19 protein-coding genes are annotated in these 23843 nt (G+C 71.9%); 15 read left to right on the forward strand and 4 right to left on the reverse strand.

Annotated elements, in window-relative coordinates; all coding sequences use genetic code 11:
- Positions 1–188 precede the first annotated feature (188 nt).
- The 4 genes from secD to AB0D10_RS40735 all read left to right on the forward strand — a co-directional run bounded on the left by secD (position 189) and on the right by AB0D10_RS40735 (position 6211).
- Positions 189–1928, forward strand: coding sequence for a protein translocase subunit SecD (gene secD, locus AB0D10_RS40720; RefSeq protein WP_360266363.1), 1740 nt, complete (start codon positions 189–191; stop codon positions 1926–1928).
- A gap of 4 nt (positions 1929–1932) precedes the next feature.
- Positions 1933–3021 (forward strand): protein translocase subunit SecF, encoded by a 1089-nt coding sequence (gene secF, locus AB0D10_RS40725; protein WP_360266313.1) that lies wholly within the window; start codon positions 1933–1935, stop codon positions 3019–3021.
- Between the two features lie 30 nt (positions 3022–3051).
- A complete protein-coding gene (locus AB0D10_RS40730; RefSeq protein ID WP_360266316.1) occupies positions 3052–3603 on the forward strand; it encodes an adenine phosphoribosyltransferase in 552 nt (183 codons plus the stop codon).
- Between the two features lie 172 nt (positions 3604–3775).
- Complete coding sequence (locus tag AB0D10_RS40735; protein ID WP_360266319.1) at positions 3776–6211, forward strand: bifunctional (p)ppGpp synthetase/guanosine-3',5'-bis(diphosphate) 3'-pyrophosphohydrolase; 2436 nt, start codon at positions 3776–3778, stop codon at positions 6209–6211.
- A 99-nt stretch (positions 6212–6310) separates the two neighbouring features.
- On the opposite strand, the gene AB0D10_RS40740 is transcribed toward AB0D10_RS40735, so the two are convergent.
- Both AB0D10_RS40740 and AB0D10_RS40745 read right to left on the reverse strand, forming a co-directional pair.
- Positions 6311–7540, reverse strand: a complete 1230-nt coding sequence (locus tag AB0D10_RS40740; protein ID WP_360266322.1) for a DUF349 domain-containing protein — start codon at positions 7538–7540, stop codon at positions 6311–6313.
- A 264-nt stretch (positions 7541–7804) separates the two neighbouring features.
- Positions 7805–8644: a peptidylprolyl isomerase gene (locus AB0D10_RS40745; protein WP_360266325.1), complete on the reverse strand. Its 840-nt coding sequence runs from the start codon at positions 8642–8644 to the stop codon at positions 7805–7807.
- Between the two features lie 250 nt (positions 8645–8894).
- Here AB0D10_RS40745 and AB0D10_RS40750 point away from each other — a divergent pair, with 250 nt between their 5' ends.
- The 7 genes from AB0D10_RS40750 to rpsD all read left to right on the forward strand — a co-directional run bounded on the left by AB0D10_RS40750 (position 8895) and on the right by rpsD (position 16684).
- Positions 8895–9602, forward strand: coding sequence for an MBL fold metallo-hydrolase (locus AB0D10_RS40750; protein WP_360266327.1), 708 nt, complete (start codon positions 8895–8897; stop codon positions 9600–9602).
- Between the two features lie 11 nt (positions 9603–9613).
- Positions 9614–10876, forward strand: a complete 1263-nt coding sequence (hisS, locus tag AB0D10_RS40755) for a histidine--tRNA ligase (protein WP_360266329.1) — start codon at positions 9614–9616, stop codon at positions 10874–10876.
- Positions 10873–12663, forward strand: a complete 1791-nt coding sequence (gene aspS, locus AB0D10_RS40760; RefSeq protein WP_360266332.1) for an aspartate--tRNA ligase — start codon at positions 10873–10875, stop codon at positions 12661–12663. Before hisS ends, aspS begins: the two co-directional genes overlap by 4 nt.
- Before the next feature lie 96 nt (positions 12664–12759).
- Positions 12760–13266: an N-acetyltransferase gene (locus tag AB0D10_RS40765; protein WP_360266334.1), complete on the forward strand. Its 507-nt coding sequence runs from the start codon at positions 12760–12762 to the stop codon at positions 13264–13266.
- Between the two features lie 114 nt (positions 13267–13380).
- Positions 13381–14202, forward strand: a complete 822-nt coding sequence (gene ppk2, locus AB0D10_RS40770; protein WP_360266337.1) for a polyphosphate kinase 2 — start codon at positions 13381–13383, stop codon at positions 14200–14202.
- A gap of 86 nt (positions 14203–14288) precedes the next feature.
- Positions 14289–15758 carry an AAA family ATPase gene (locus AB0D10_RS40775; RefSeq protein ID WP_360266339.1) on the forward strand — a complete coding sequence of 490 codons (1470 nt, stop codon included), beginning with the start codon at positions 14289–14291 and terminating at the stop codon, positions 15756–15758.
- Positions 15759–16069: 311 nt separating this feature from the next.
- Positions 16070–16684: a 30S ribosomal protein S4 gene (gene rpsD / locus AB0D10_RS40780; protein ID WP_063346792.1), complete on the forward strand. Its 615-nt coding sequence runs from the start codon at positions 16070–16072 to the stop codon at positions 16682–16684.
- 96 nt (positions 16685–16780) lie between these two features.
- On the opposite strand, the gene AB0D10_RS40785 is transcribed toward rpsD, so the two are convergent.
- Together AB0D10_RS40785 and AB0D10_RS40790 are read right to left on the reverse strand one after the other, a co-directional pair.
- The gene (locus AB0D10_RS40785; protein WP_360266343.1) at positions 16781–17107 is read right to left on the reverse strand and encodes a tetratricopeptide repeat protein; all 327 of its coding nucleotides are present in this window, start codon (positions 17105–17107) and stop codon (positions 16781–16783) included.
- Between the two features lie 90 nt (positions 17108–17197).
- Positions 17198–19426 carry an AAA family ATPase gene (locus AB0D10_RS40790; RefSeq protein WP_360266346.1) on the reverse strand — a complete coding sequence of 743 codons (2229 nt, stop codon included), beginning with the start codon at positions 19424–19426 and terminating at the stop codon, positions 17198–17200.
- Between the two features lie 220 nt (positions 19427–19646).
- Between AB0D10_RS40790 and AB0D10_RS40795 the strand changes: the two genes are divergently transcribed.
- The 4 genes from AB0D10_RS40795 to ruvX are packed head-to-tail and all read left to right on the forward strand — an operon-like array spanning position 19647 to position 23704.
- Complete coding sequence (locus AB0D10_RS40795; protein ID WP_360266349.1) at positions 19647–20126, forward strand: DUF948 domain-containing protein; 480 nt, start codon at positions 19647–19649, stop codon at positions 20124–20126.
- Between the two features lie 4 nt (positions 20127–20130).
- The gene (locus AB0D10_RS40800; RefSeq protein WP_360266351.1) at positions 20131–20556 is read left to right on the forward strand and encodes a DUF6167 family protein; all 426 of its coding nucleotides are present in this window, start codon (positions 20131–20133) and stop codon (positions 20554–20556) included.
- The gene (gene alaS, locus AB0D10_RS40805) at positions 20556–23225 is read left to right on the forward strand and encodes an alanine--tRNA ligase (protein ID WP_360266353.1); all 2670 of its coding nucleotides are present in this window, start codon (positions 20556–20558) and stop codon (positions 23223–23225) included. Before AB0D10_RS40800 ends, alaS begins: the two co-directional genes overlap by 1 nt.
- Complete coding sequence (ruvX, locus tag AB0D10_RS40810) at positions 23225–23704, forward strand: Holliday junction resolvase RuvX (RefSeq protein WP_360266355.1); 480 nt, start codon at positions 23225–23227, stop codon at positions 23702–23704. Before alaS ends, ruvX begins: the two co-directional genes overlap by 1 nt.
- Positions 23705–23843 lie beyond the last annotated feature (139 nt).

Raw genomic sequence — 23843 nt, forward strand, 5'->3', positions numbered from 1 at the left:
AGGACCTCAGGGCCGCAGAACCACCCCACCCCCGTTCAGCCACGAGCCGGACGGGGGTCCGGTCGGGGATGTGGCATGGACAGGGAGAAACGAGCAAGGTGGCAACACCCAAGTCGCGCCCGCGCGACGGCTACCCAGGGCGGGCACTGGCCCTCATCCTGGTCGTCACCGTCGGACTGGTCGCCCTCATGTTCGGGACGGGCAACACCAAGCCCCGGCTCGGTATCGACCTCGCCGGTGGCACCAGCATCACGCTGACCGCGAAGTCGACCGACCCCAAGGCGATCAACAAGTCCAGCATGGACATCGCCACCGGGATCATCGAGCGCCGCGTCAACGGTATGGGTGTCTCCGAGGCGGAGGTCCAGACCCAGGGCGACAACACGATCATCGTGAACATCCCCAAGGGCGGCGACCGGCAGAACGCGGCGGACCAGGTGGGTACCACCGCCAAGCTGTTCTTCCGCCCGGTCCTGGCCGTGGCCCCCAGCGGCGTCACCGCTCCGGCGCCCACCGGCAGCCCGTCCGCCGGTGCCACCGGCACCCCGGCCGCGGCCCCGTCCGCCGGTGCGACCCCGTCGGCCGCCGCGACCGGCACGCCGTCCGCGACCGCGAGCGCCACCAAGCAGGGCCGCACCGTCGGTGAGGCACTGGCAGCCGGCTCCTCCCCGTCCGCGGCCGCCACCGGCGCGAGCGCGGCCCCGTCCGCCGCCGCGACCGGCAGCGCCGCCCCGGCCGCCACCGGCACCCCGAGCGCCCCGGCCACCCCGCCGAGCGCCGCCGACCTGAGCGCCGCGATGACCCAGGGCACCGTGCCGCCGGAGCTGTCCGCCGCGTTCGCCGCCCTCGACTGCTCCAAGCCCGAGGTCCGCGCCGCCCAGACCGGGGCCGACGACAAGGCCGTCGTCGCCTGCTCCCAGAAGGCCGAGAACGGCTACTACGAGAAGCTGGCGCTCGGCCCCGCGGCCGTGAAGGGCGCGGACGTCTCCAAGGCCCAGCCCAGCCTCGACACCCAGACCGGCTCCGGCTGGCAGGTCCAACTGCAGTTCAACGGCACCGGCACCGACGCCTTCGCCAAGGTCACCGGCCAGCTGGCCACCCAGACCCCGCCGAACAACCAGTTCGCCATCGTCCTGGACAACCAGGTCGTCTCGCACCCGCAGGTCAACGGCCCGATCCCGGGCGGCAGCGCGGTCATCACCGGCCGGTTCACCCAGGCCGAGGCGCAGGACCTGTCCAACGTGCTCAGCTACGGCGCCCTGCCGCTGGAGTTCACCAAGAGCGACATCACCACCGTCTCCCCGGCGCTCGGCAGCGACCAGCTCAAGGCCGGCCTGGTCGCCGGCGCGATCGGCATGCTGCTCGTCGTCGCCTACTCGCTGGTCTACTACCGCGGCCTCGGCCTGGTCTCGATCGCCGGTCTGATCGTCTCGGCGATCATGACCTACTCGATCATGAGCCTGCTCGGTGGCGGGATCGGCTTCGCGCTGAACCTGCCCGCGGTCTGCGGTGCGATCGTCGCGATCGGCATCACCGCCGACTCCTTCATCGTGTACTTCGAGCGCATCCGCGACGAGGTCCGCGAGGGCGCCCCGCTGCGCCCGGCGGTCCAGCGGGCCTGGCCGCGCGCCCGGCGCACCATCCTGGTCTCGGACTTCGTGTCCTTCCTCTGTGCCGCCGTGCTCTACGTGGTCTCGGTCGGCAAGGTCCAGGGCTTCGCGTTCACCCTGGGTCTGACCACCGCGCTCGACGTCGTGGTGATCTTCCTGTTCACCAAGCCGCTGATCACGCTGCTGGCCCGCCGCAAGTTCTTCCTCGACGGCCACCCGTGGTCCGGCCTGGACCCGAAGCGTCTGGGCGCCCGCCCGCCGCTGCGCAGCAGCCGTCGCCGTAGCTCTTCCTCCTCTGCCGCCGTGAAGGAGGCCTGACACCGTGTCGCGCTTCTCCAATCTGGGCCACCGGCTCTACCAGGGCGAAATCAGCTTCGACTTCGTCGGGCGCCGCAAGCTCTGGTACTCCATCTCCGGCGTGATCGTGCTGGTCGCGGCGATCGGTCTGGCCATGGGCCTGCACCTGGGCATCGAGTTCAAGGGCGGCTCGGTCTACACCGTGTCCAAGCCCGGCCTGACCGTCTCGCAGGCACAGGAGAAGGCCGACCAGGTCGTCTCCTCGCACCCGCTGGTGCAGTCGACCGACAACGGCAAGATCCGCATCCAGGTCAGCACCGAGGAGCCGAAGAGCTCGGACGAGGTGCGCGCGCAGCTCGCCGAGAAGGTCGGCGTTCCGCTGGACACCGTCGAGGCCCAGGTGATCGGCCCCAGCTGGGGCAAGCAGATCTCCAACAAGGCGCTCACCGGTCTGATCATCTTCATGATCCTGGTGACGGTTTACCTCGCGATCGCCTTCGAGTGGCGGATGGCGGTGGCGGCCCTGGTCGCCCTCATCCACGACCTCCTGATCACCATCGGGGTCTACGCCCTGGTGGGCTTCGAGGTCACTCCCGGTACGGTGATCGGCTTCCTGACGATCCTCGGGTACTCGCTCTACGACACGGTCGTCGTCTTCGACACCGTGAAGGAGAACACCAAGGGGCTCGCCAAGCAGAACAAGCTCACCTACAGCGAGGCGGCCAACGCGGGCCTCAACCAGACCCTGGTGCGCTCGCTCAACACCACCGTGGTGGCGCTGCTGCCGGTCGCCGCGCTGCTGTTCATCGGTGGCGGCATCCTGGGCGCCGGCACGCTGAACGACATCTCGCTCGCGCTGTTCATCGGCCTCGCGGCCGGTGCCTACTCCTCGATCTGCGTCGCCACCCCGCTGCTGGCGCAGCTCAAGGAGGAGCAGCCGGAGATGAAGGCGCTGCGCAAGCGCGTCCTGCAGCACCGGGCCGCGGCCGCCAAGGCCGGGGACGAGGGGCCCGCGGACGACGTCGCCGAGGAGGGCCAGCCCGCGGGCATGGTCGGTCAGCGCGGCAGCGCGGCCGGCTCCCGTGCCAAGGGCCGTCCGTCCACCAAGCGCTGAACCGAACCACGAACCCCGAGGACGACCACCGTGACCACCGCCGACACCCTCCTGGCCGAGCTGCTGAACAGCCGGATCCGGGACGTCCCGGACTACCCGAAGCCGGGCGTGCTGTTCAAGGACATCGCGCCGCTGCTCGCCGACGCCGAGGCCTTCGGCGCCCTCACCCGGGCGCTCGCGGACCGTGCGAAGGAGCTCGGGGCGACCAAGGTGGTGGGCTTGGAGGCGCGCGGCTTCGTGCTGGCGGCCCCGGCGGCCGTCGAGGCCGGGCTCGGCTTCGTGCCGATCCGCAAGCAGGGCAAGCTGCCCGGCGAGGTGTTCCGGCGCTCGTACGAGCTGGAGTACGGCTCGGCGACGCTGGAGGTCCAGTGCGACGCCTTCGCACCCGGTGAGCGGGTGCTGGTGGTGGACGACGTGCTGGCCACCGGTGGGACCATCGGTGCCTCACTGGACCTCGTGAAGGAGGCCGGCGCCGAACTGGTGGGCGTCGTGGTGCTCATGGAGCTGGGCTTCCTGGACGGCCGCGCGCGGCTGGCCGGGCACCTGGCCGGCGCTCCGCTGGAGACGCTGGTCACGGTCTGAGGGACGTGTGCGAAGGGGCGGCGGCCGGAGCGATCCGACCGCCGCCCCTCCGTTTGCTGGCCCGGCCGGATGAACACCGGGGCGCCCGGCTCGGTACCATGAAGATTCATCCCCTCCCGGTTGTGTCCGCTCGTTCGGGCCCCGGCAGGGGTCGGCCCGGTGCCCCGAGGAGTTGTCCTTGCCCGACGAGGTTGTGCCCACGGCCGCAGCGGCCGCCCCCGAAGACCGTCCCACGCCCTCGGGGGCCACCCCGGCACGCCCGGCTCCGACCTCCCCGCGTTCGCCCGCCCCGTCCGGCCGCGGTTCCACCGGCGGCATGCGCGCCCGTCTGGCCCGCCTCGGCGGCCAGCGTTCCAGCGTGCTCAACCCCGTCCTGGAACCGCTGTTCCGTTCGATCCGGGCGAACGACCCCAAGGCCGACCCGGCGCTGCTGCGCGAGATCGAGAAGGCGTACGCGGTCGCCGAGAGATGGCACCGCGGTCAGAAGCGCAAGAGCGGCGACCCGTACATCACCCACCCGCTGGCCGTCGCGACGATCCTCGCCGAGCTCGGGATGGACGCGTCGACGCTGATGGCCGGGCTGCTGCACGACACCGTCGAGGACACCGACTACGGCCTGGAGACCCTGCGCAGGGACTTCGGCGACTCGGTGGCCCTGCTGGTGGACGGCGTCACCAAGCTGGACCGGGTCAAGTTCGGCGAGGCCGCGCAGGCCGAGACCGTCCGCAAGATGGTCGTCGCGATGGCCAAGGACCCGCGGGTTCTGGTGATCAAGCTGGCCGACCGCCTGCACAACATGCGCACCATGCGCTACCTCAAGCGGGAGAAGCAGGAGAAGAAGGCCCGCGAGACGCTGGAGATCTACGCCCCGCTGGCGCACCGGCTGGGCATGAACACCATCAAGTGGGAGCTGGAGGACCTCGCCTTCGCGATCCTCTACCCCAAGATGTACGACGAGATCGTCCGGCTGGTCGCCGAGCGCGCCCCCAAGCGGGACGAGTACCTGGCGACGGTCATCGACCAGGTCCAGGCGGACCTGCGCGGCGCCCGGATCACCGCCTCCGTCACCGGTCGGCCGAAGCACTACTACTCGGTCTACCAGAAGATGATCGTCCGGGGCCGGGACTTCGCCGAGATCTACGACCTGGTGGGCATCCGGGTCCTGGTCGACACCGTCCGCGACTGCTACGCGGCGCTGGGCACCATCCACGCGCGGTGGAACCCGGTGCCGGGGCGGTTCAAGGACTACATCGCGATGCCCAAGTTCAACATGTACCAGTCGCTGCACACGACGGTGATCGGTCCCGGGGGCAAGCCCGTCGAGCTCCAGATCCGCACCTTCGACATGCACCGGCGGGCCGAGTACGGCATCGCCGCGCACTGGAAGTACAAGCAGCGCGCGGTCGCCGGGGCCTCCAAGGTGCGCACCGACACCCCGACCCAGGTCCGCAAGGACGACAAGGCCGGCGCCGTCAACGAGATGGCCTGGCTGCGGCAGCTGCTGGACTGGCAGAAGGAGACCGCCGACCCGGGAGAGTTCCTGGAGTCGCTGCGCTTCGACCTGGCCAGCAACGAGGTCTTCGTCTTCACCCCCAAGGGCGACGTGATAGCCCTGCCGGCGGGCGCGACCCCGGTCGACTTCGCCTTCGCGGTGCACACCGAGGTCGGTTACCGGACGATAGGCGCCCGGGTGAACGGGCGGCTGGTGCCGCTGGAGTCGACCCTGGAGAACGGCGACACCGTCGAGGTGTTCACCTCCAAGGCGGAGAACGCCGGCCCCTCCCGGGACTGGCTGGGCTTCGTCAAGTCGCCGCGCGCCCGCAACAAGATCCGCGCCTGGTTCTCCAAGGAGCGCCGCGAGGAGGCGATCGAGCACGGCAAGGAGGCGATCGTCCGGGCGATGCGCAAGCAGGGCCTGCCGATCCAGCGGATCCTGACCGGCGACTCGCTGGTCACCCTGGCCCACGAGATGCGCTACCCCGACATCTCCTCGCTCTACGCCGCGATCGGCGAGGGGCACGTCGCCGCGCAGAACATCGTCCAGAAGCTGGTCCAGGCGCTCGGCGGCGAGGAGGGCGCGACCGAGGACCTGGCGGAGACCGCCACCCCGACGCACGACAACCGCCGGGCGGCGCGCCGCAGGGCCAAGGGCGACCCGGGCGTGATCGTCAAGGGCGTCGAGGACGTCTGGGTCAAGCTTTCCCGCTGCTGCACCCCGGTGCCCGGCGACCCGATCGTCGGCTTCGTGACCCGCGGCAACGGCGTGTCGGTGCACCGCGCCGACTGCGTCAACGTGGAGTCGCTGAGCCAGCAGCCGGAGCGCATGATCGACGTCGAGTGGGCGGCCACCCAGTCCTCGGTCTTCCTGGTGGCCATCCAGGTCGAGGCGCTGGACCGCTCCCGCCTGCTCTCGGACGTCACCCGGGTGCTCTCCGACCAGCACGTCAACATCCTGTCGGCGGCGGTGCAGACCTCACGCGACCGGGTGGCGATGAGCCGCTTCACCTTCGAGATGGGCGACCCGAAGCACCTCGGCCACGTGCTCAAGGCGGTGCGCGGTGTCGAGGGCGTGTACGACGTCTACCGCGTCACCTCCGCCCGGAAGTGACGGCGGTGTCGCGCCGGACGTGACGGGAACGGCATGACGAAGGCCCCCGGGGAGCTTCCCCGGGGGCCTTCGTCGTCCGGACGGTCCGTTCGGCGGTGATCAGCCGCTGAACTCCTCCTGGCTCTTGTGCGCCTGCTCCAGCAGCGTCTGCACACCGGCCAGCTCGGACTCAAGCTTGGCGACCTTGGAGGCGTTGCCGGCGGCGCGGGCCCTGTCCAGGTCGGCCTGGATCTTGTCGGCCTTGGCCTGGAAGAGGCCGACCATGCCGGCCGCGCGGGCCTTGGCCTCCGGGTTGGACCGCTTCCACTCGCTGTCCTCGGCCTCGCGGATGGCCCGCTCGACCGCGTTCAGCCGGCCGTCCAGCTTCGGACGGACCTCGCGCGGCACGTGCCCGATCGCCTCCCAGCGCTCGTTGACCTCGCGCAGCGCGGCCTTGGCGGCCTTCAGGTCGGTGATCGGCAGGATCGCCTCGGCCTCGGTGGCCAGCGCCTCCTTGAGCTTCTGGTTCTCCACCTGCTCGGCGTCCCGCTCGCTGAACACCGCGGAGCGGGCCTGGAAGAAGACGTCCTGCGCGCCGCGGAACCGGGCCCACAGCTCGTCCTCGATGTCGCGCTGGGCGCGGCCGGCGCCCTTCCAGCGCGCCATCAGGTCGCGGTAGGCGGCCGCGGTGCTGCCCCAGTCCGTGGACGAGGACAGCGCCTCGGCCTCGGCGACCAGGGCCTCCTTGGTCTGCCGCGCGGTCTCGCGCTCGGCGTCCAGGGTGGCGAAGTGCGCCTTGCGGTGCTTGGAGAAGACCGAGCGGGCGTGCGAGAAGCGGTGCCACAGCTCGTCGTCGCTCTTGCGGTCCAGACGGGGCAGGCCCTTCCAGGTGTCCACCAGGGCGCGCAGCCGGTCCCCGGCCTCCCGCCACTGGGTCGACTCGGCGAGCTGCTCGGCCTCGGCGACCAGGGCCTCCTTGGCCGCGCGGGCCTCGTCCTGCGCCTTGGCGCGGGCGGCCTTTCGCTCCTCGCGCCGGGTCTCGATCTCGCCGGCGAGCGTGTCCAGCCGCTTGGCCAGGGACTCCAGGTCGCCGACCGCGTGCCCCTCGACCACCTGCGCGCGCAGGTGCTCCAGTGCGGTCTGGGCGTCCTTGGCGGCCAGGTCGGTGGTGCGCACCCGCTTCTCCAGCAGGCCGATCTCCACCTCGATGCCCTGGTACTTGCGCTCGAAGTAGGCGAGGGCCTCCTCGGGCGAGCCGGCCTGCCAGGAACCCACGACGCGTTCGCCGTCGGCCGTCCTGACGTAGACCGTGCCCTGCTCGTCCACACGGCCCCACGGGTCGCTGCTCATAGCGCGTCCTCCACATGACGTCGCGCCCGCGCCGGGGCGGCGCGCGACCGTCGTCCACAGTTGATGTGCGGCGGACCGATGAGTCCGCCGTCCCCGTCCGCCGTGCCTTGCTGCCGAGGGTGGCGGCTAGGCGGGTCCGGGCACCCTATACAACGCCAACATAGGCGACCAGGCCCGGTGCTGTCCGCATCCGGGCCGGGCGACTTCGGGCCGGGGCCGGGCGGCGGCGGTGCGGACACCGCGCGCCGACCGTCCCGGGATTGCTCAACCCTTGGACACTGTAAGGGCGTTGAGCGTCACGTCCGCCATCGGGTGGCCGTCCGTGCCGCCCTCCAGGGTGCCGGCGGCGGCGATCTTCTGCACCACGTCCAGGCCGCCGGTGATCTTCCCGAAGGGGGTGTACTTCGGCGGCAGCGGGGTGTCCTTGTAGACCAGGAAGAACTGGCTGCCGTTGGTGCCCGGGCCGGAGTTGGCCATCGCCACCGTGCCCGCCGGGTACGTCGCGCCGGTCAGGTTCTCGTCCGCGAACTTGTAGCCGGGGTCGCCCGCACCGCCCGGGACCGTCGCGCTGGCGGTCGGGTCGCCGCACTGCAGCACGAAGATGTCGCTGGTGGTGAGGCGGTGGCACTTGGTGTGGTCGAAGTACTTCTCACCGGCCAGGAACGAGAAGGAGTTCACCGTGTGCGGGGCCTTGGCCGCGTCCAGCGCGATCGTGACCTTGCCGCAGTTGGTGTCCATCGTCATGGTGTACGAGCCGGCCGGGTCGACCGACATGGCCGGCTCGGCCTGCCACTTCTTGCCGTTGGGGGCGCCCGGCGCGGGGTCGGTGCAGCCCTCGACCGGCTTGCGGGTCGGGGCGGTCGGCTCGGCCGCCTGGGTCGGCGCGGCCTGCGCGCTGTTCGCGGCGCTCTTGCCCTTGTCGTCCGAGTTGAACGCGCCGGTGGCGAAGAGCGTCCCGCCTCCGGCCAGGACAACGACGGCAAGCGACGCGCCCATGATCGTGTTGCGGCGCTTGCGGGCGGCCGCCATCTCGACCCGGCGCTCCATCTGGCGCTCGTACTTCTCGCGGGCGAGCTGCCGCCGCCGCTGTTCGCTACTGACCACCGGCCGTGTCTCCTACGGATGTGCGGGAAAAGTGGATGGATTCCGGAGCGGATCATCGCATCCCTCGGCGGCCAAGTGTAGGGACCGGGCCCGTAAGGACGCGGTGAACCTGTCAGACGGCCCGTCCCGCCACCCCTATCTGGTTCGCAACCGGAGCCGGACCGCCGGTAGGCTGCCCCTGAGTAACCAATAGGCAGCATCACTACTGGTGGTTCTCGCTCACCGACCGCCGCACACCCGAAGGACGCGCGTGTTCATCGCCGGATTCCCCGCTGGAGCCTGGGGCACCAACTGCTACCTGGTCGCTCCGGCGGCGGGCGAGGAGTGCGTCATCGTCGACCCCGGCCACCAGGCGGCCCGCGGCGTCGAGGACATGGTCCGCGAGCACGGGCTCAAGCCCGTCGCCGTGCTGCTCACGCACGGCCACATCGACCACGTGGCCTCGGTGGTCCCGGTCTGCGGCGCCCGCGGCGTCCCGGCCTGGATCCACCCCGAGGACCGGTACATGATGTCCGACCCGGAGAAGGCGCTCGGCCGCTCCCTTGGCACCCAGTTGATGGGCGAGCTCACCGTCGGCGAGCCCGACGACGTGCGCGAGCTCACCGACGGCAGCGTGCTGGAGCTGGCCGGCCTGCAGCTCACCGTGGACCACGCCCCGGGCCATACCGGGGGGTCGGTGACCTTCCGGACGCCCGGTGCCGAGGACCTCCCCCCGGTGCTGTTCTCGGGTGACCTGCTGTTCGCCGGCTCCATCGGGCGTACCGACCTCCCGGGCGGGGACAGCGAGGCGATCATGACGTCGCTGGCCCGGGTGTGCCTGCCCCTCGACGATTCCACCGTGGTCCTCTCCGGCCACGGCGGTCAGACCACCATCGGCCGCGAGCGCGCCACCAACCCCTACCTCCGACAGGCAGCGGGGGCGGCCGGCGCCCCGGCTTTCCCGCGACGAGGAATGTGACGGAAGAGAAGTTGAGCACCTTCACCGCCCCCAAGGGCACCTACGACCTGCTGCCCCCCAGCTCCGCGACCTTCCTGGCGATCCGCGAGCGCATCGCCGCGCCCGCCCGCCGGGCCGGTTACGGCTACGTCGAGACCCCGGTCTTCGAGGACGTGAAGCTGTTCTCCCGCGGCGTCGGCGAGTCCACCGACATCGTCACCAAGGAGATGTACACCCTCACCACCAAGGGCGGCGACGAACTCGCGCTGCGCCCGGAGGGCACCGCGTCGGTGCTGCGTGCCGCGCTCCAGGCCAACCTGCACAAGCAGGGCAACCTGCCGGTCAAGCTCTGGTACTCCGGCTCGTACTACCGCTACGAGCGCGCCCAGAAGGGCCGCTACCGCCAGTTCTCCCAGGTCGGCGCCGAGGCGATCGGCGCCGAGGACCCGGCACTGGACGCCGAGCTGATCATCCTGGCCGACGACGCCTTCCGCTCGCTGGGCCTCGCCGACTACTCGCTGCTGCTCAACAGCCTCGGCGACAAGCAGTGCCGCCCGGTCTACCGCGCCGCGCTGATCGAGTTCCTCTCCGGCCTGGACCTGGACGAGGACACCCGCCGCCGCGCCGGGATCAACCCGCTGCGCGTCCTGGACGACAAGCGCGAGTCGGTGCAGGAGCAGCTGGTCGGCGCCCCGATGCTGCGCGACTACCTGTGCGAGGACTGCAAGGCGTACGACGAGAAGGTCCGCGAGCTGCTCACCGCAGCCGGCGTGGCCTTCGTGGACGACCCGAAGCTGGTCCGCGGCCTGGACTACTACACCCGCACCACCTTCGAGTTCGTGCACAACGGCCTCGGCGCGCAGTCCGCGATCGGTGGCGGCGGCCGCTACGACGGCCTCTCCGAGATGATCGGCGGCCCGGCGCTGCCGTCCGTCGGCTGGGCCCTCGGCGTGGACCGCACCTACCTCGCACTGGAGGCCGAGGGCGTCACCCTCGACCTGCCGGCCGCCACCGCCGTGTACGCGGTCGCGCTCGGCGAGGAGGCCAAGAACGTCCTGTTCGCCAAGGTGGTCGAGCTGCGCCGGGCCGGCGTGGCCACCGACCTCGCCTTCGGCGTCAAGAGCATCAAGAACGCCATGAAGTCCGCCGACCGGTCCGGCGCCCGCTTCGCCCTGATCGCCGGGGACCGGGACCTCGCCGAGGGCGTCGTCCAGCTCAAGGACCTGAGCACCGGCGAGCAGACCCCCGTCGCCCTCGACGCACTCGTCACCACCCTGAAGGAGAAGCAGCTGTGATCCGCACGCACGACGCGGGCACGCTCCGCCCGGAGCACGCAGACACCACCGTCACCCTGGCCGGCTGGGTCGCCCGCCGCCGCGACCACGGCGGCGTGGCCTTCATCGACCTGCGCGACGCCTCCGGCACCGTGCAGATCGTGGTCCGCGACCTGGACTCGGTGCACGGCCTGCGCGCCGAGTACTGCGTCAAGGTCGTCGGCGACGTCCGCGTCCGCCCCGAGGGCAACGAGAACCCCGACATCCCGACCGGCGCCGTCGAGGTCGTCGTCAGCGCGATCGAGGTCCTCTCCGAGGCCGCCCCGCTGCCCTTCCCGGTCGCCGAGTACGAGCCGGGCACGGTCAACGAGGAGGTCCGGCTGCGCTACCGCTACCTGGACCTGCGCCGTGAGGGCCCGGCCAAGGGCCTGCGGCTGCGCTCCAAGGTCAGCAACATCATCCGCCGGGTGATGGAGGAGAACGACTTCCTCGACATCGAGACGCCGTACCTCACCCGCTCCACCCCCGAGGGCGCCCGCGACTTCCTCGTCCCGGTCCGCCTGCAGCCCGGCCACTGGTACGCGCTGCCGCAGTCGCCCCAGCTGTTCAAGCAGCTGCTGATGGTGGCCGGCATGGAGCGCTACTACCAGATCGCCCGCTGCTTCCGCGACGAGGACTTCCGTGCCGACCGGCAGCCGGAGTTCACCCAGCTGGACATCGAGGCCTCCTTCGTCGACCAGGAGGACATCCTGGCCCTCGGCGAGAAGATCATCGGTGCGATCTGGCGCGAGGTGCACGGCTACGAGGTCCCCAACCCGCTGCCGCGGATGACCTACGCGGACGCCATGGGTCGCTACGGCTCCGACAAGCCGGACGTCCGCTTCGGCCAGGAACTCACCGACCTCACCGAGTACTTCAAGGGCACCGAGTTCCGCGTCTTCCAGGCCCCGTACGTCGGCGCCGTGGTCATGCCCGGCGGTGCCTCGCAGCCGCGCAAGCAGCTGGACGCCTGGCAGGACTGGGCCAAGGCGCGCGGCGCCAAGGGCCTGGCCTACGTGCTCATCGACGCCGAGACCGGCGAGCTGCGCGGCCCGGTCGCCAAGAACCTGTCCGCGGAGCACCTGGCCGGCCTGGCCGCCGCCGCGGGCGCCAAGAACGGCGACGCGGTCTTCTTCGCGGCCGGCAAGGAGCGCGCCTCGCAGGAGCTGCTCGGCGCCGCCCGTCTGGAGATCGGCCGCCGCTGCGAGCTGATCGACGAGTCCAAGTGGGCCTTCCTCTGGGTCGTCGACTTCCCGATGTTCGAGCCGATCGAGGACGACAAGGGCGCCTTCCAGGGCTGGCACGCGGTGCACCACCCGTTCACCGCCCCGACCGGCGAGTCGCTGGACACGTTCGACACCGACCCCGGTGCGGCGCTGTCCAACGCGTACGACCTGGTCCTCAACGGCTCGGAGCTGGGCGGCGGTTCGATCCGTATCCACCAGCGCGACGTGCAGAAGCGGGCGTTCGACGCGATCGGCCTCTCCGAGGAGGAGGCGGCCTCGCAGTTCGGCTTCCTGCTGGACGCGTTCAACTACGGCCCGCCGCCGCACGGTGGTGTCGCCTTCGGTCTGGACCGGATCGTCACCCTGCTCGGCGGGTACGACACCATCCGCGACGTCATCGCCTTCCCGAAGACGTCCACCGGTGGTGACCCGCTGACCGGCGCTCCGACCCCGATCACCCCGGCGCAGCGCCGCGAGGCCGGCGTGGACGCCCAGCCCAAGGTCCGCGAGGACGCCAAGTCCGAGGCTCAGCCCAAGTCCTGACGACACGTCATCCGCTAACCTGCAACGGCCCCGGACGGTCCACCCACCGTCCGGGGCCGGTCCACAACGGTGTGTGACACAGGGAGGGTCGACCCCATGCAGGTCACAACGAGAATCGAATGTCCGCAGGACGCCCCGGCGACCAGACGCGTCCACATGGCCGCGTTCCCCGGTCCGGACGAGGCCGACCTGGTCGACGCGCTGCGCCGCCATCCCGCCTGGCTGCCCGGGCTGTCGGTGGTCGCCGTGGACGACACCGGGCTGGTGGTCGGCCACGCGCTGCTCACCCGGCTGCAGGTCGGGGACGGCGACGCGGTGGCGCTCGCGCCGGTCGCCGTGGCGCCCGAGTGGCAGCGCAGGGGCGTCGGCGAGCTCGTCGTCCGGGCCGTGCTGTCGGCGGCCGAGGATGCGGGGGAGAAGCTCGTGGTCGTTCTCGGCGATCCGGAGTACTACGCGCGGTTCGGCTTCGCGCCGGCCGGGCGGCACGAGGTCGTCGGCCCCTTCGAGGTGCCGGAGGCCTACTTCCAGGCGCTGCCGCTGACGGCGTACGACGGCGGCCCGCGCGGGCTCTGCCGCTACCCCGAGCCCTTCGTCGCGGTCTAGACCGCCGCACTCCTCCCGCTCCGCCGCCGCCCGGTTCCGTTCCGGCCTGCGAATTCGCCGTGCTGCGCCTACGGTGAGTGTGCATCAGCACGGATCGGACGGGAGGGTCAGAGGGTGGCCGAGGAGCAGCGGACCGCGAAGCCGGAGCGACTGGCGAAGAGGCCGTACGAGCGGGAGCTGCTGCGGCTGCAGCAGGAGCTGGTGAAGCTCCAGGAGTGGGTGCGGGTCGAGGGCGCCCGCGTGGTGGTGGTCTTCGAAGGACGTGACGCCGCGGGCAAGGGCGGGGCGATCAAGCGGGTGACGGAGTACCTGCACCCGCGCATCGCCCGGGTCGCGGCGTTGCCCATGCCGACCGAGCGGCAGAAGTCCCAGTGGTACTTCCAGCGGTACGTGGAGTACCTGCCGGCGGCCGGGGAGATCGTGCTGTTCGACCGCAGCTGGTACAACCGCGCCGGGGTGGAGCGGGTGATGGGCTTCTGCAGCGACGAGGAGTACTGGCAGTTCCTGCACCAGTGCCCGACCTTCGAGCGGATGCTGATCGAGGCGGGCATCCTGCTGCGCAAGTACTGGTTCTCGGTGAGCGACACCGAGCAGGAGCGGCGGTTCCGGGCCCGGCTGGGGGACCCGATGAAGCGCTGGAAGCTCTCCCCGATGGACGTCGAGTCGATCACCCGCTGGGAGGACTACTCGCGGGCCAAGGACGAGATGTTCATCCACACCGACGTCCCGGACTCGCCCTGGCACGTGGTGGAGAGCGACGACAAGCGCCGCGCCCGGATCAACATGATCTCCCACCTGCTCTCCACCGTGCCGTACCACGAGATCAAGGCGCCGCAGATCGAGCTGCCGCCGCGGCCGGCCCCGCGCGGCTACCAGCGGCCCCCGCGCGACCTGCAGAAGTACGTCCCGGACCACGCGGCCGGGCTGCTCCGCTAGGCCGGGGCCTCGTCGCCCCGGGCGGCGGCCGGTGCCGGCCGTCCGCCGCGGGACCCGCTGTCCGAGCGCTCGCATAGGCTTCCGGTGTGGACGAACCGGACCTCTTCACCGCCGCCGCCGAGGAACGCCAGGCCAAGGAGCCCGGGCGGGCGCCCCTGGCCGTACGGATGCGACCGCGCACCCTGGACGAGGTCGCCGGGCAGCGGCAGCTGCTGAAGCCCGGTTCGCCGCTGCGGCGGCTGGTCGCGGGCTCGCGCGGGCCGGCGGCCACCAGCTCGGTGATCCTCTGGGGGCCTCCCGGCACCGGGAAGACCACCCTGGCGCACGTGATCAGCCAGGCCGTCGAGGGGCGCTTCGTCGAGCTTTCCGCGATCACCGCCGGGGTCAAGGAGGTCCGGGCGGTGATCGACGGCGCCCGGCGGGCGGTCGGGATGTCCGGCCGGGAGACGGTGCTCTTCCTGGACGAGATCCACCGCTTCTCCAAGGCCCAGCAGGACTCGCTGCTGCCCGCCGTGGAGAACCGCTGGGTCACCCTGATCGCGGCGACGACCGAGAACCCGTACTTCTCGGTGATCTCCCCGCTGCTGTCCCGCTCGCTGCTGCTCACCCTGGAGTCGCTGACCGACGAGGACATCCGCGCGCTGCTGCGCCGCGCGGTGGCCGACGAGCGCGGCCTGGAGGGCGCGCTGGAGCTGACCGGGGAGTCCGAGGACCACCTGGTGCGGCTGGCCGGCGGCGACGCCCGGCGGGCGCTCACCACGCTGGAGGCGGCGGCCGGAGCGGCGCTGGAGAAGGGCGAGTCGAGCATCACGCTGGCCACCACGGAGACGGCCGTCAACCAGGCGGCTGTGCGCTACGACAAGGACGGTGACCAGCACTACGACGTGGCGAGCGCGCTGATCAAGTCGATCCGCGGCAGCGACGTGGACGCGACCCTGCACTACCTGGCCCGGATGATCGAGGCCGGCGAGGACCCGCGGTTCATCGCCCGCCGACTGATGATCTCGGCCAGCGAGGACGTCGGCCTGGCGGACCCGACGGCGCTGCAGACGGCGGTGGCGGCCGCGCAGGCGGTGGCGCTGATCGGCTTCCCGGAGGCGCGGATCATCCTCTCCCAGGCGGCGATCGCGCTGGCCCTGGCCCCCAAGTCCAACGCGGCCTACCTGGCGATCGACGCGGCGCTGGCGGACGTCCGGCAGGGCCTGGCGGGCGCGGTGCCGGCGCACCTGCGGGACGCGCACTACGGCGGTGCGGGCAAGCTCGGCCACGGCAAGGGCTACCAGTACCCGCACGACCTGCCGGAGGGCATCGCCGGCCAGCAGTACGCGCCGGACGCGGTGCACGGCAAGGAGTACTACCAGCCGACGCGGCGCGGCGGCGAGGCCCGCTACGCGGACGTCGTGGACTGGACCCGGGGGCGGCTGCGGGGGGAGCGGCGGAGCGAGAAGAAGCCGGAGCGGAAGCCGGAGCCGAGGCCGGCGTCGAAGCCGGACCCGGATCCGGCGTCGACGCCGGAGCGGGCGCCGGAGCGGGAGCCCGGGCAAAAGGGCGAGTGATCGGCGGCTATACTCGATCGGAGTGCCATGTCCCGGGACGGCGGCGGGGGAGACCCCACCGACCGGCCGCACCAGCGGGACAGCGGCCGTAGGCCCCTTCCGAGGGGCCCGCAACAGGAGCGTCGCGCACCGTTTCGGTGTCGCGGGTGGCCCGGGGTTCCGGACCGTCCGTGTGACAAGCACTCTCGTGCCCGGCTCCGGAGAGCGGCTGATCCCATCGCGCAGGCGGCGGGGTTTTCTCCGGGTCGCGACGTGCGACCTCCGTCAACACCTGGTGAAAGCCGTATTCGTAAGCAAGGAAGGTTTGGTTCATGGCGAACCAGAAGCGTCCCAAGGTCAAGATCGCGCGTGCGCTCGGCGTGCCGCTGACCCCGAAGTCCGTCAAGTACTTCGAGGCCCGCCCGTACCCGCCCGGCCAGCACGGCCGTGGTCGCAAGCAGAACTCGGACTACAAGGTCCGTCTGCTCGAGAAGCAGCGTCTGCGCGCCCAGTACGACCTGAGCGAGAAGCAGATGGCGCGCGCGTTCGACCGCGCGAAGAAGGCCGAGGGCAAGACCGGTGAGGCGCTCGTCGCCGAGCTGGAGACCCGTCTGGACTCCCTGGTGCTGCGTTCGGGCATTGCCCGCACCATCTACCAGGCCCGCCAGATGGTCGTCCACGGTCACATCGAGGTCAACGGTGGCAAGGTCAACAAGCCGTCGTACCAGATGAAGCCGGGCTTCGTGGTGACCGTCCGCGAGCGCAGCAAGGAGAAGGTCCCGTTCCAGGTCGCCCGTGAGGGTGGCTACGCGGGTGAGGGCCAGACCCCGAAGTACCTCGAGGTCAACCTGAAGGCCCTGGCCTTCCGCCTGGACCGCGCGCCGCAGCGCAAGGAGGTCCCGGTGATCTGTGACGAGCAGCTCGTCGTCGAGTACTACTCGCGCTGACCCGCGAGCGGTTCCGCTCTTCGCGTGACCACCAGCGAGCCCCCGTCGCCTTTCGAGGCGGCGGGGGCTCGCCCCTTTTCCGGTTGCGCCCGGTGCTCAGACGCTCTCGCCGGCCATGGCGGCGGCCAGCCGCAGGTGCGGGCGGGCCTCCTCGGTGCGGCCCTGGCGCTCCAGGGTGCGGCCGAGCATCATCTGGGCGTAGTCCTCGGCCGGGTTCGCCTCCAGGATCCGGTGCAACTCGGCCTCGGCGCGGCCGAGTCGGGCGGAGTGGTAGTAGCTGCGGGCGAGCAGCAGCCGGACGGAGAGGTTGGCCGGCTCCTCGGCGAGCACGCCTTCGAGCATGCGGGCGGCATCGGTGTACGCCTTGGAGTCGAAGTAGAACTTCGCCATGCGGTACTCGTCGGCGGCGTTGTGGACGGCCATGGTGCTCCTTCCGGGTGGATCCTTGCCTCCTCAAGCAATGGGCAAGCTTCAGCTATTCCGGCCTGTGAAACGGCCCTTCCGGCCCGTGCCTCAGCCCTTCCGGGCCGGTGAGGGGGCCGGGGCCGGCGGCACCGAGAAGGGCCCCGCGCCCGGCTCCGAACCCTCCGCCGAACCTCCTCCGCCGAGCGCCCGGGAGACGGCCTCGTCCAGGTCCAGCCGGGCGCCGGCCCGGTAGCACTCCTCGTACTCCTGCTCGGCCAGACCGGCCCGGGCCCGCTCGGCGCACTCCTGGTGGGTGCCGAAGAAGTTCCGCGAGCCGAGGAACGGGGTGCCGATTGTGCGCCAGATCCGGTGCGCGGCGCCCTGCAGCACCCGGGCCTCGCGCAGGTCGCCCGGCTCGCCCGGGCCGCTCGGCTCGGTCTCCAGCAGCGCCAGCAGGTCGATCCCCAGCACGATGCCGAGCAGGTCGTGGAACAGGTGGTTCAGCCGGACGCACTCGCGGGCCAGCGCACGGGCCGGCTGGACCGCGCCGTCCAGCCAGTGCGAGTACGCCATCGCGTACAGCACGTACGCGTACGCCCACTGCTCGCCGTGCTCCTCGCACAGTTCGCGGGCCTGGCCGAACCAGAGCTCGCCGCTGTCCAGGTCGCCCTGGAAGAGGTAGGCCAGACCCAGCTCCAGCATCGCCATCACCACGTTGCTGTTGAGCTCGCCGATGGTCCGGTAGTGCCAGAGAGCCTCCTCGAAGAGCTCGGCGGCGCGGTTCGGGTCGTCGCCGATCAGGGCGGCGCAGCCCTGACGGTGGACGGCGTAGGCGAGGGCCCGGTCGTCGCCGGTGTCCAGGGCCTGGCGGCGGCACTCCTCCAGGGCCGGACGGGCGGCGCCCAGGTCCCCCTGCAGCGTGGCCGTGTAGCCGGTCACCCACAGCGCCTTGGCGCGGGCCTCGGTGGGTTCGCGGCCCAGGGCGAGCGCGCGGTCCAGCCAGTGCCGCCCCTCGCCGAGGTGGCCGCAGCCGACCCAGTAGAACCAGAGCGTGCCGGCCAGCAGCAGCGCGATCTGCTCCTCGCCGGGCTCGGCGAGGCAGAACTCCAGTGCCGCGCGGAGGTTGGTGTGGGCCAGCTCGGTGCGTTCGGCGGTCTCCGCCTGGCGGGGGCCGAACCACTCGACCTCGCCCCAGGTGGCGACGCCGAGGTACCAGTCCCGGTGGCGGCGGAGCAGCCGCTGCTCCTCGCCGGTGGCGCGCAGCCAGTGGCCGCCGTACTCGCGCAGGGTGTCCAGCAGGCGGAAGCGGACGCCGAAGGCGCTGTCCTCGCGCAGCACCACGGACTTGGCGACGAGTTCGTCGACCAGGTCCAGCACGTCCTCGGGCTCGATGCCCTCGCCGGCGCAGACGTACTCGGCGGCTTCGAGGTCGAAGCTGCCGGCGAAGGCCGAGAGGCGGGCCCAGAGTAAACGTTCCTGCACCGTGCAGAGCTCATGACTCCAGCCGATCGTCGTGCGCAGCGTCTGGTGCCGCGGCAGCGCCGTCCGGGAGCCGCCGGTGAGCAGCCGGAACCGGTCGTCCAGACGGGCGGTGATCTGCTCCACCGACAGCGCGCGCAGCCGTCCGGCCGCCAGCTCCACGGCCAGCGGGATGCCGTCCAGCCGTCGGCAGAGCACGCCGACCGCCTCCGCGTTCGCCTCCGTCACCTCGAAGGACGGCAGGACCGCCCGGGCCCGCTCGGCGAACAGCCGCACCGCGTCCGGCAGCGCGCCGGGCTCCGGAGCACCCGCGGGCACCGGACCGACCGGCAGCGGCGCGAGGGTCAGCAGGTGCTCGCCGGAGGCCCGCAGCGCGGTGCGGCTGGTGGCCAGCAGCCGCAGGCCCGGCAGCGCCCGCAGCAGCGCGTCCGCCAGCTCGGCGCAGGCCTCCACCAGGTGCTCGCACCCGTCCAGCACCAGCAGCAGGCGCCGGTCGGCCAGCTGTTCGGTCAGGACGTCCAGCGGCGGACAGGCGGTGCCGTCGGTCAACCGCAGGGCCTCCAGGACGGCGTGGCCGAGCAGCAGCGGGTCCTGCACCGGGGTCACGTCCACCAGCCAGGTGCCGTCCGGGAAGACGGCGTCCGCGCGGGCCGCCGCCCGCAGCGCCAGCCGGCTCTTGCCCACCCCGCCGGGGCCGGTCACCGTCACCAACCGGGCGGCGGCCAGCAGGTCCGCCACGTCCGCCAGCTCCCGCCGGCGCCCGACGAACCCCGTCACCTCGGCCGGCAGCCGGCCGCACTCCGGCCCGCGCGGCCCCGCCGCGGGCTCCCCGGGCTGTGCTGTCCAGTCGCCGGCCAACCGCTGCTCCCCGTGTTCCAGGCCGGACCGTCGCGGTCCGGACGTGCTCGGGCCGTCCGCGCGACGGCCTGCCTGGCAGAACGAGGTGACCGGCCGGTAGGTTACGCGCGCGGATCGCACACCCGGTCGGATCGCCCGGGGCCGCGACCCGGTCCGGAAAGCGGGCGCGGGCGCGATAGGGTTCCGTCTGGAGAACAGCAAGGCGAGGGAGCGCGCAAAGGTGTCCGTGGGAGAGCTGGCCGGATTGCTCGTCGCCGTGTTCTGGGCGGTCCTGGTCACCCTGCTCGCCGTCGTGCTGGTCCGCCTCTCCCGGGTGCTGAAGGAGGCCGCCGTGCTGGTCTCCGCGGTCACCGATCAGGCCGTGCCCCTGCTGACCGACGCGGGCGCCGCGGTGCGCAGCGCCAACGAGCAGCTGGAGCGGGTCGACGAGATCACCGCCAACGTGCAGGACGCCGCCGCCAACGCCAACGCGCTTTCCTCCACCGTGGCCGCCACCCTGGGCGGACCGCTGGTGAAGGTCGCGGCCTTCAGCTACGGCGTCCGCAAGGCCGTCGCCAAGCAGCAGGGCACCCTGCCGTCCGTGCCGCTGCAGACCGGCGAGCGCGAGGAACTGGCCCGGCTGATCCGGGCCGAGGTGCGCGCCGCGACCGCCCCCAGGGGCGGTCTGCTCTCCAGGGTCCGGCGAGCGGTGAGGGGCTGACGGCATGGTGCGACGCATCTTCTGGATGGCGGTCGGCGCCGGCGCCACCGTCTGGGCCATGAACAAGGCCAACGAGGCCGTCCAGCGGCTCACCCCGGACAGCCTCTCCGGCACCGCCGCGCGCGGTGCGCTGCACCTGGGCGACCTGGCCAAGCAGTTCGCGCAGGACGTGAAGGCCGGCATGGCCGAGCGCGAGGAGCAGCTGAAGGACGACCTCGGCCTGCGCGGCACCGCCGTGGCGGAGCCCCGCACCGCGCGCAGAGCCCTGCGCGGCGAGCCGCAGTACCGAGCTATCTCGGCGGCGCCCGGCAGCCCGGCCGCCGCCCTGCCCCCCGCCCGCAGTGCCCGCACCACCCCCCGGACCACTGAAGAAACGCCCCGCCGCGCCCTGCCGCCGCGGGGCGGCACCCCGAACCGGAAGGACCACTAATGGAGTCGGCTGAGATCCGCCGCCGCTGGCTGCGCTTCTTCGAGGAGCGCGGCCACACCGTCGTTCCGTCGGCGTCCCTGGTCGCCGACGACCCCACCCTGCTGCTCGTCAACGCCGGCATGGTGCCGTTCAAGCCCTACTTCCTGGGCGAGGTCAAGCCGCAGTACTCGCGCGCCACCAGCGTCCAGAAGTGCGTGCGCACCCTGGACATCGAGGAGGTCGGGAAGACCACCCGGCACGGCTCCTTCTTCCAGATGTGCGGCAACTTCTCCTTCGGCGACTACTTCAAGGAAGGAGCCATCAAGTTCGCGTGGGAGCTGCTCACCAGCCCCGTCGCGGACGGTGGCTACGGCCTGGAGAAGGAGAAGCTCTGGATCACCGTCTACAAGGACGACGACGAGGCCGAGCAGATCTGGCGTGACGTCATCGGCGTCCCGTCCGAGCGCATCCAGCGACTCGGCATGAAGGACAACTTCTGGTCGATGGGCGTCCCCGGCCCGTGCGGCCCGTGCTCGGAGATCAACTACGACCGCGGCCCCGCGTACGGCGAGGAGGGCGGCCCGGCCGTCAACGGCGAGCGCTACCTGGAGATCTGGAACCTGGTCTTCATGCAGTACGAGCGCGGCCACGGCGACGGGAAGGACGGCTTCGAGATCCTCGGCGACCTGCCGAGCAAGAACATCGACACCGGCCTCGGCCTGGAGCGCCTCGCCGCCATCCTGCAGGACGTCGACAACCTCTTCGAGATCGACACCAGCCGGATGATCCTCGACCGTGCCGCCGAGCTCACCGGCCACACCTACGGCGCCGACCACAAGTCGGACGTCTCGCTGCGCGTGGTCACCGACCACATCCGCACCGCGCTGATGCTGGTCGGCGACGGCGTCACCCCCGGCAACGAGGGCCGCGGCTACGTGCTGCGCCGCATCCTGCGCCGCGCCATCCGCAACATGCGCCTGCTGGGTGCCACCGAGCCGGTGGCCAAGGAGCTCATCGACGTCGCCATCAAGGCGATGGCGCCGCAGTACCCCGAGCTGGAGACCGACCGCAAGCGCATCGAGACGGTCGTCATCGGCGAGGAGGGCGCCTTCCTGCAGACCCTGAAGGCGGGTACCAACCTGCTGGACGCCGCGGTCACCGACACCAAGCAGTCCGGTGGCGTGGTGCTCTCCGGCGAGCAGGCGTTCAAGCTGCACGACACCTACGGCTTCCCGATCGACCTCACCCTGGAGATGGCCGAGGAGCAGGGCCTCCAGGTCGACGAGGCCGGCTTCCGCCGCCTGATGCAGGAGCAGCGGGACCGCGCCAAGGCCGACGCCAAGGCGAAGAAGATGGGCCACGCCGACGTCGCCGCGTACCGCGACGTCGCCGACAAGGCCGGCGCGAGCGTCTTCACCGGCTACGCCCTCACCGAGGGCGAGGCCACCGTGGTCGGCCTGCTGGTGGACGGCGTCCCCTCGCCGGCCGCCTCCGAGGGCGACGAGGTCGAGATCATCCTCGACCGCACCCCGTTCTACGCCGAGGGCGGCGGTCAGCTCGCCGACCACGGCCGGATCCGGCTGGAGTCCGGCGCGGTGGTGGAGATCCGCGACGTGCAGCAGCCCGTCCCGGGCGTCATCGTGCACTCGGGCGGCGTGCTGTTCGGCGAGGTCGTGCTGGGCGCCTCGGCGTACGCCACGATCGACACCGAGCGCCGCCGGTCGATCGCCCGCGCCCACTCGGCGACCCACCTGACCCACCAGGCGCTGCGCGACGCGCTCGGCCCGACGGCCGCCCAGGCCGGCTCCGAGAACGCCCCCGGCCGCTTCCGCTTCGACTTCGGCTCGCCTGCCGCCGTCCCGGGCAGCGTGCTGGTCGACGTCGAGCAGAAGATCAACGACGTGCTGGGTCGTGAACTGGACGTCACCGCCGAGGTCATGACGATGGACCAGGCCCGCAAGGCCGGCGCCATCGCCATGTTCGGCGAGAAGTACGGCGACGAGGTCCGGGTCGTCTCCATCGGCGACTTCTCCAAGGAGCTGTGCGGTGGCACCCACGTCGGCAACACCGCCCAGCTGGGCCTGGTGAAGCTGCTCGGCGAGTCCTCGATCGGCTCCGGCGTGCGCCGCGTGGAGGCGCTGGTCGGCGTCGACGCGTACAAGTTCCTGGCCCGTGAGCACACCGTGGTCTCCCAGCTCACCGAGCTGGTCAAGGGCCGCCCGGAGGAGCTGCCGGAGAAGATCTCGGGCATGCTCGCCAAGCTCAAGGACGCCGAGAAGGAGATCGAGCGCTTCCGCGCCGAGAAGGTGCTGGCCGCCGCCGCCGGCCTGGCCGACTCGGCCGAGGACGTGCACGGCATCGCCGTGGTCGCGGCCCAGGTCGCCGACGGCGTGGGCGCGGACGAGCTGCGCAAGCTGGTCCTGGACGTGCGCGGCCGCCTCGGCTCGCGCCCGGCCGTGGTCGCCGCCTTCACCGTGGCCAACGACCGCCCGCTGACCGTGATCGCCACCAACGAGGACGCCCGCGGCCGCGGCATCAAGGCCGGCGAGCTGGTCCGGACCGCCGCCAAGACCCTCGGTGGCGGCGGTGGCGGCAAGGACGACGTCGCCCAGGGCGGCGGCTCCAACCCGGCCGCGGTCGGCGAGGCCATCGCCGCGGTGCGCGGCCTGGTCGCGGAGCGCGCCAGCTGATGGAGCAGGAGGAGAGGCCCTTCCGGCGTGGGCGGCGGATCGCCGTCGACGTCGGTGACGCCCGGATCGGGGTCGCGTCCTGCGACCCCGACGGGGTGCTCGCCACGCCCGTGGAAACCGTCCCGGCCGGCGTGAAGTCGCAGGCCAGGATCGCCGCCATCGTCGAGGAGTACGACGCGATGGAGGTGATCGTCGGGTTGCCCCGCTCGCTGAGCGGCAAGGAGGGCCCGGCGGCGGAGAAGGTCCGCGGGTACGCGGCGCGGCTGGCCAACCGGCTCTACCCGGTGCCGGTGCGGCTGGTGGACGAGCGGATGTCGACCGTCACGGCGACCCACGGGCTGCGCGCCTCCGGGGTCAAGGCGAAGAAGGGCCGCTCGGTGGTCGACCAGGCCGCCGCCGTGGTGATCCTGCAGACCGCCCTTGAGTCCGAACGGGTGAGCGGACGCCCGCCCGGTGAGAGCGTCGAGGCGGTCGGCTGAAGAGCCTGATCTAACGTCCCGGTTGAGGGGTCCGTGCGGACGCGCCCGGGACGCCGTGCGGGCCCCCGCCGGTTCCGCCGCCGGGGTGAGCGCCCGGGGGAGCACCGGGGTACTGAGTACGGATACTCAGATGCACGGT

The sequence above is a fragment of the Kitasatospora sp. NPDC048545 genome (genome assembly GCF_040651155.1).
Taxonomy (GTDB): domain Bacteria; phylum Actinomycetota; class Actinomycetes; order Streptomycetales; family Streptomycetaceae; genus Kitasatospora.

Excerpts from the sequence above, each read along its gene's own strand:
- rpsD (WP_063346792.1), top strand. The coding sequence starts at position 16,070 with ATGGCGAACCAGAAGCGTCCCAAGGTCAAGATCGCGCGTGCGCTCGGC.
- AB0D10_RS40785 (WP_360266343.1), bottom strand. The coding sequence starts at position 17,107 with ATGGCCGTCCACAACGCCGCCGACGAGTACCGCATGGCGAAGTTCTAC.
- AB0D10_RS40765 (WP_360266334.1), top strand. The coding sequence starts at position 12,760 with ATGCAGGTCACAACGAGAATCGAATGTCCGCAGGACGCCCCGGCGACC.
- AB0D10_RS40800 (WP_360266351.1), top strand. The coding sequence starts at position 20,131 with ATGGTGCGACGCATCTTCTGGATGGCGGTCGGCGCCGGCGCCACCGTC.
- alaS (WP_360266353.1), top strand. The coding sequence starts at position 20,556 with ATGGAGTCGGCTGAGATCCGCCGCCGCTGGCTGCGCTTCTTCGAGGAG.
- AB0D10_RS40740 (WP_360266322.1), bottom strand. The coding sequence starts at position 7,540 with ATGAGCAGCGACCCGTGGGGCCGTGTGGACGAGCAGGGCACGGTCTAC.
- ruvX (WP_360266355.1), top strand. The coding sequence starts at position 23,225 with ATGGAGCAGGAGGAGAGGCCCTTCCGGCGTGGGCGGCGGATCGCCGTC.
- secD (WP_360266363.1), top strand. The coding sequence starts at position 189 with ATGTTCGGGACGGGCAACACCAAGCCCCGGCTCGGTATCGACCTCGCC.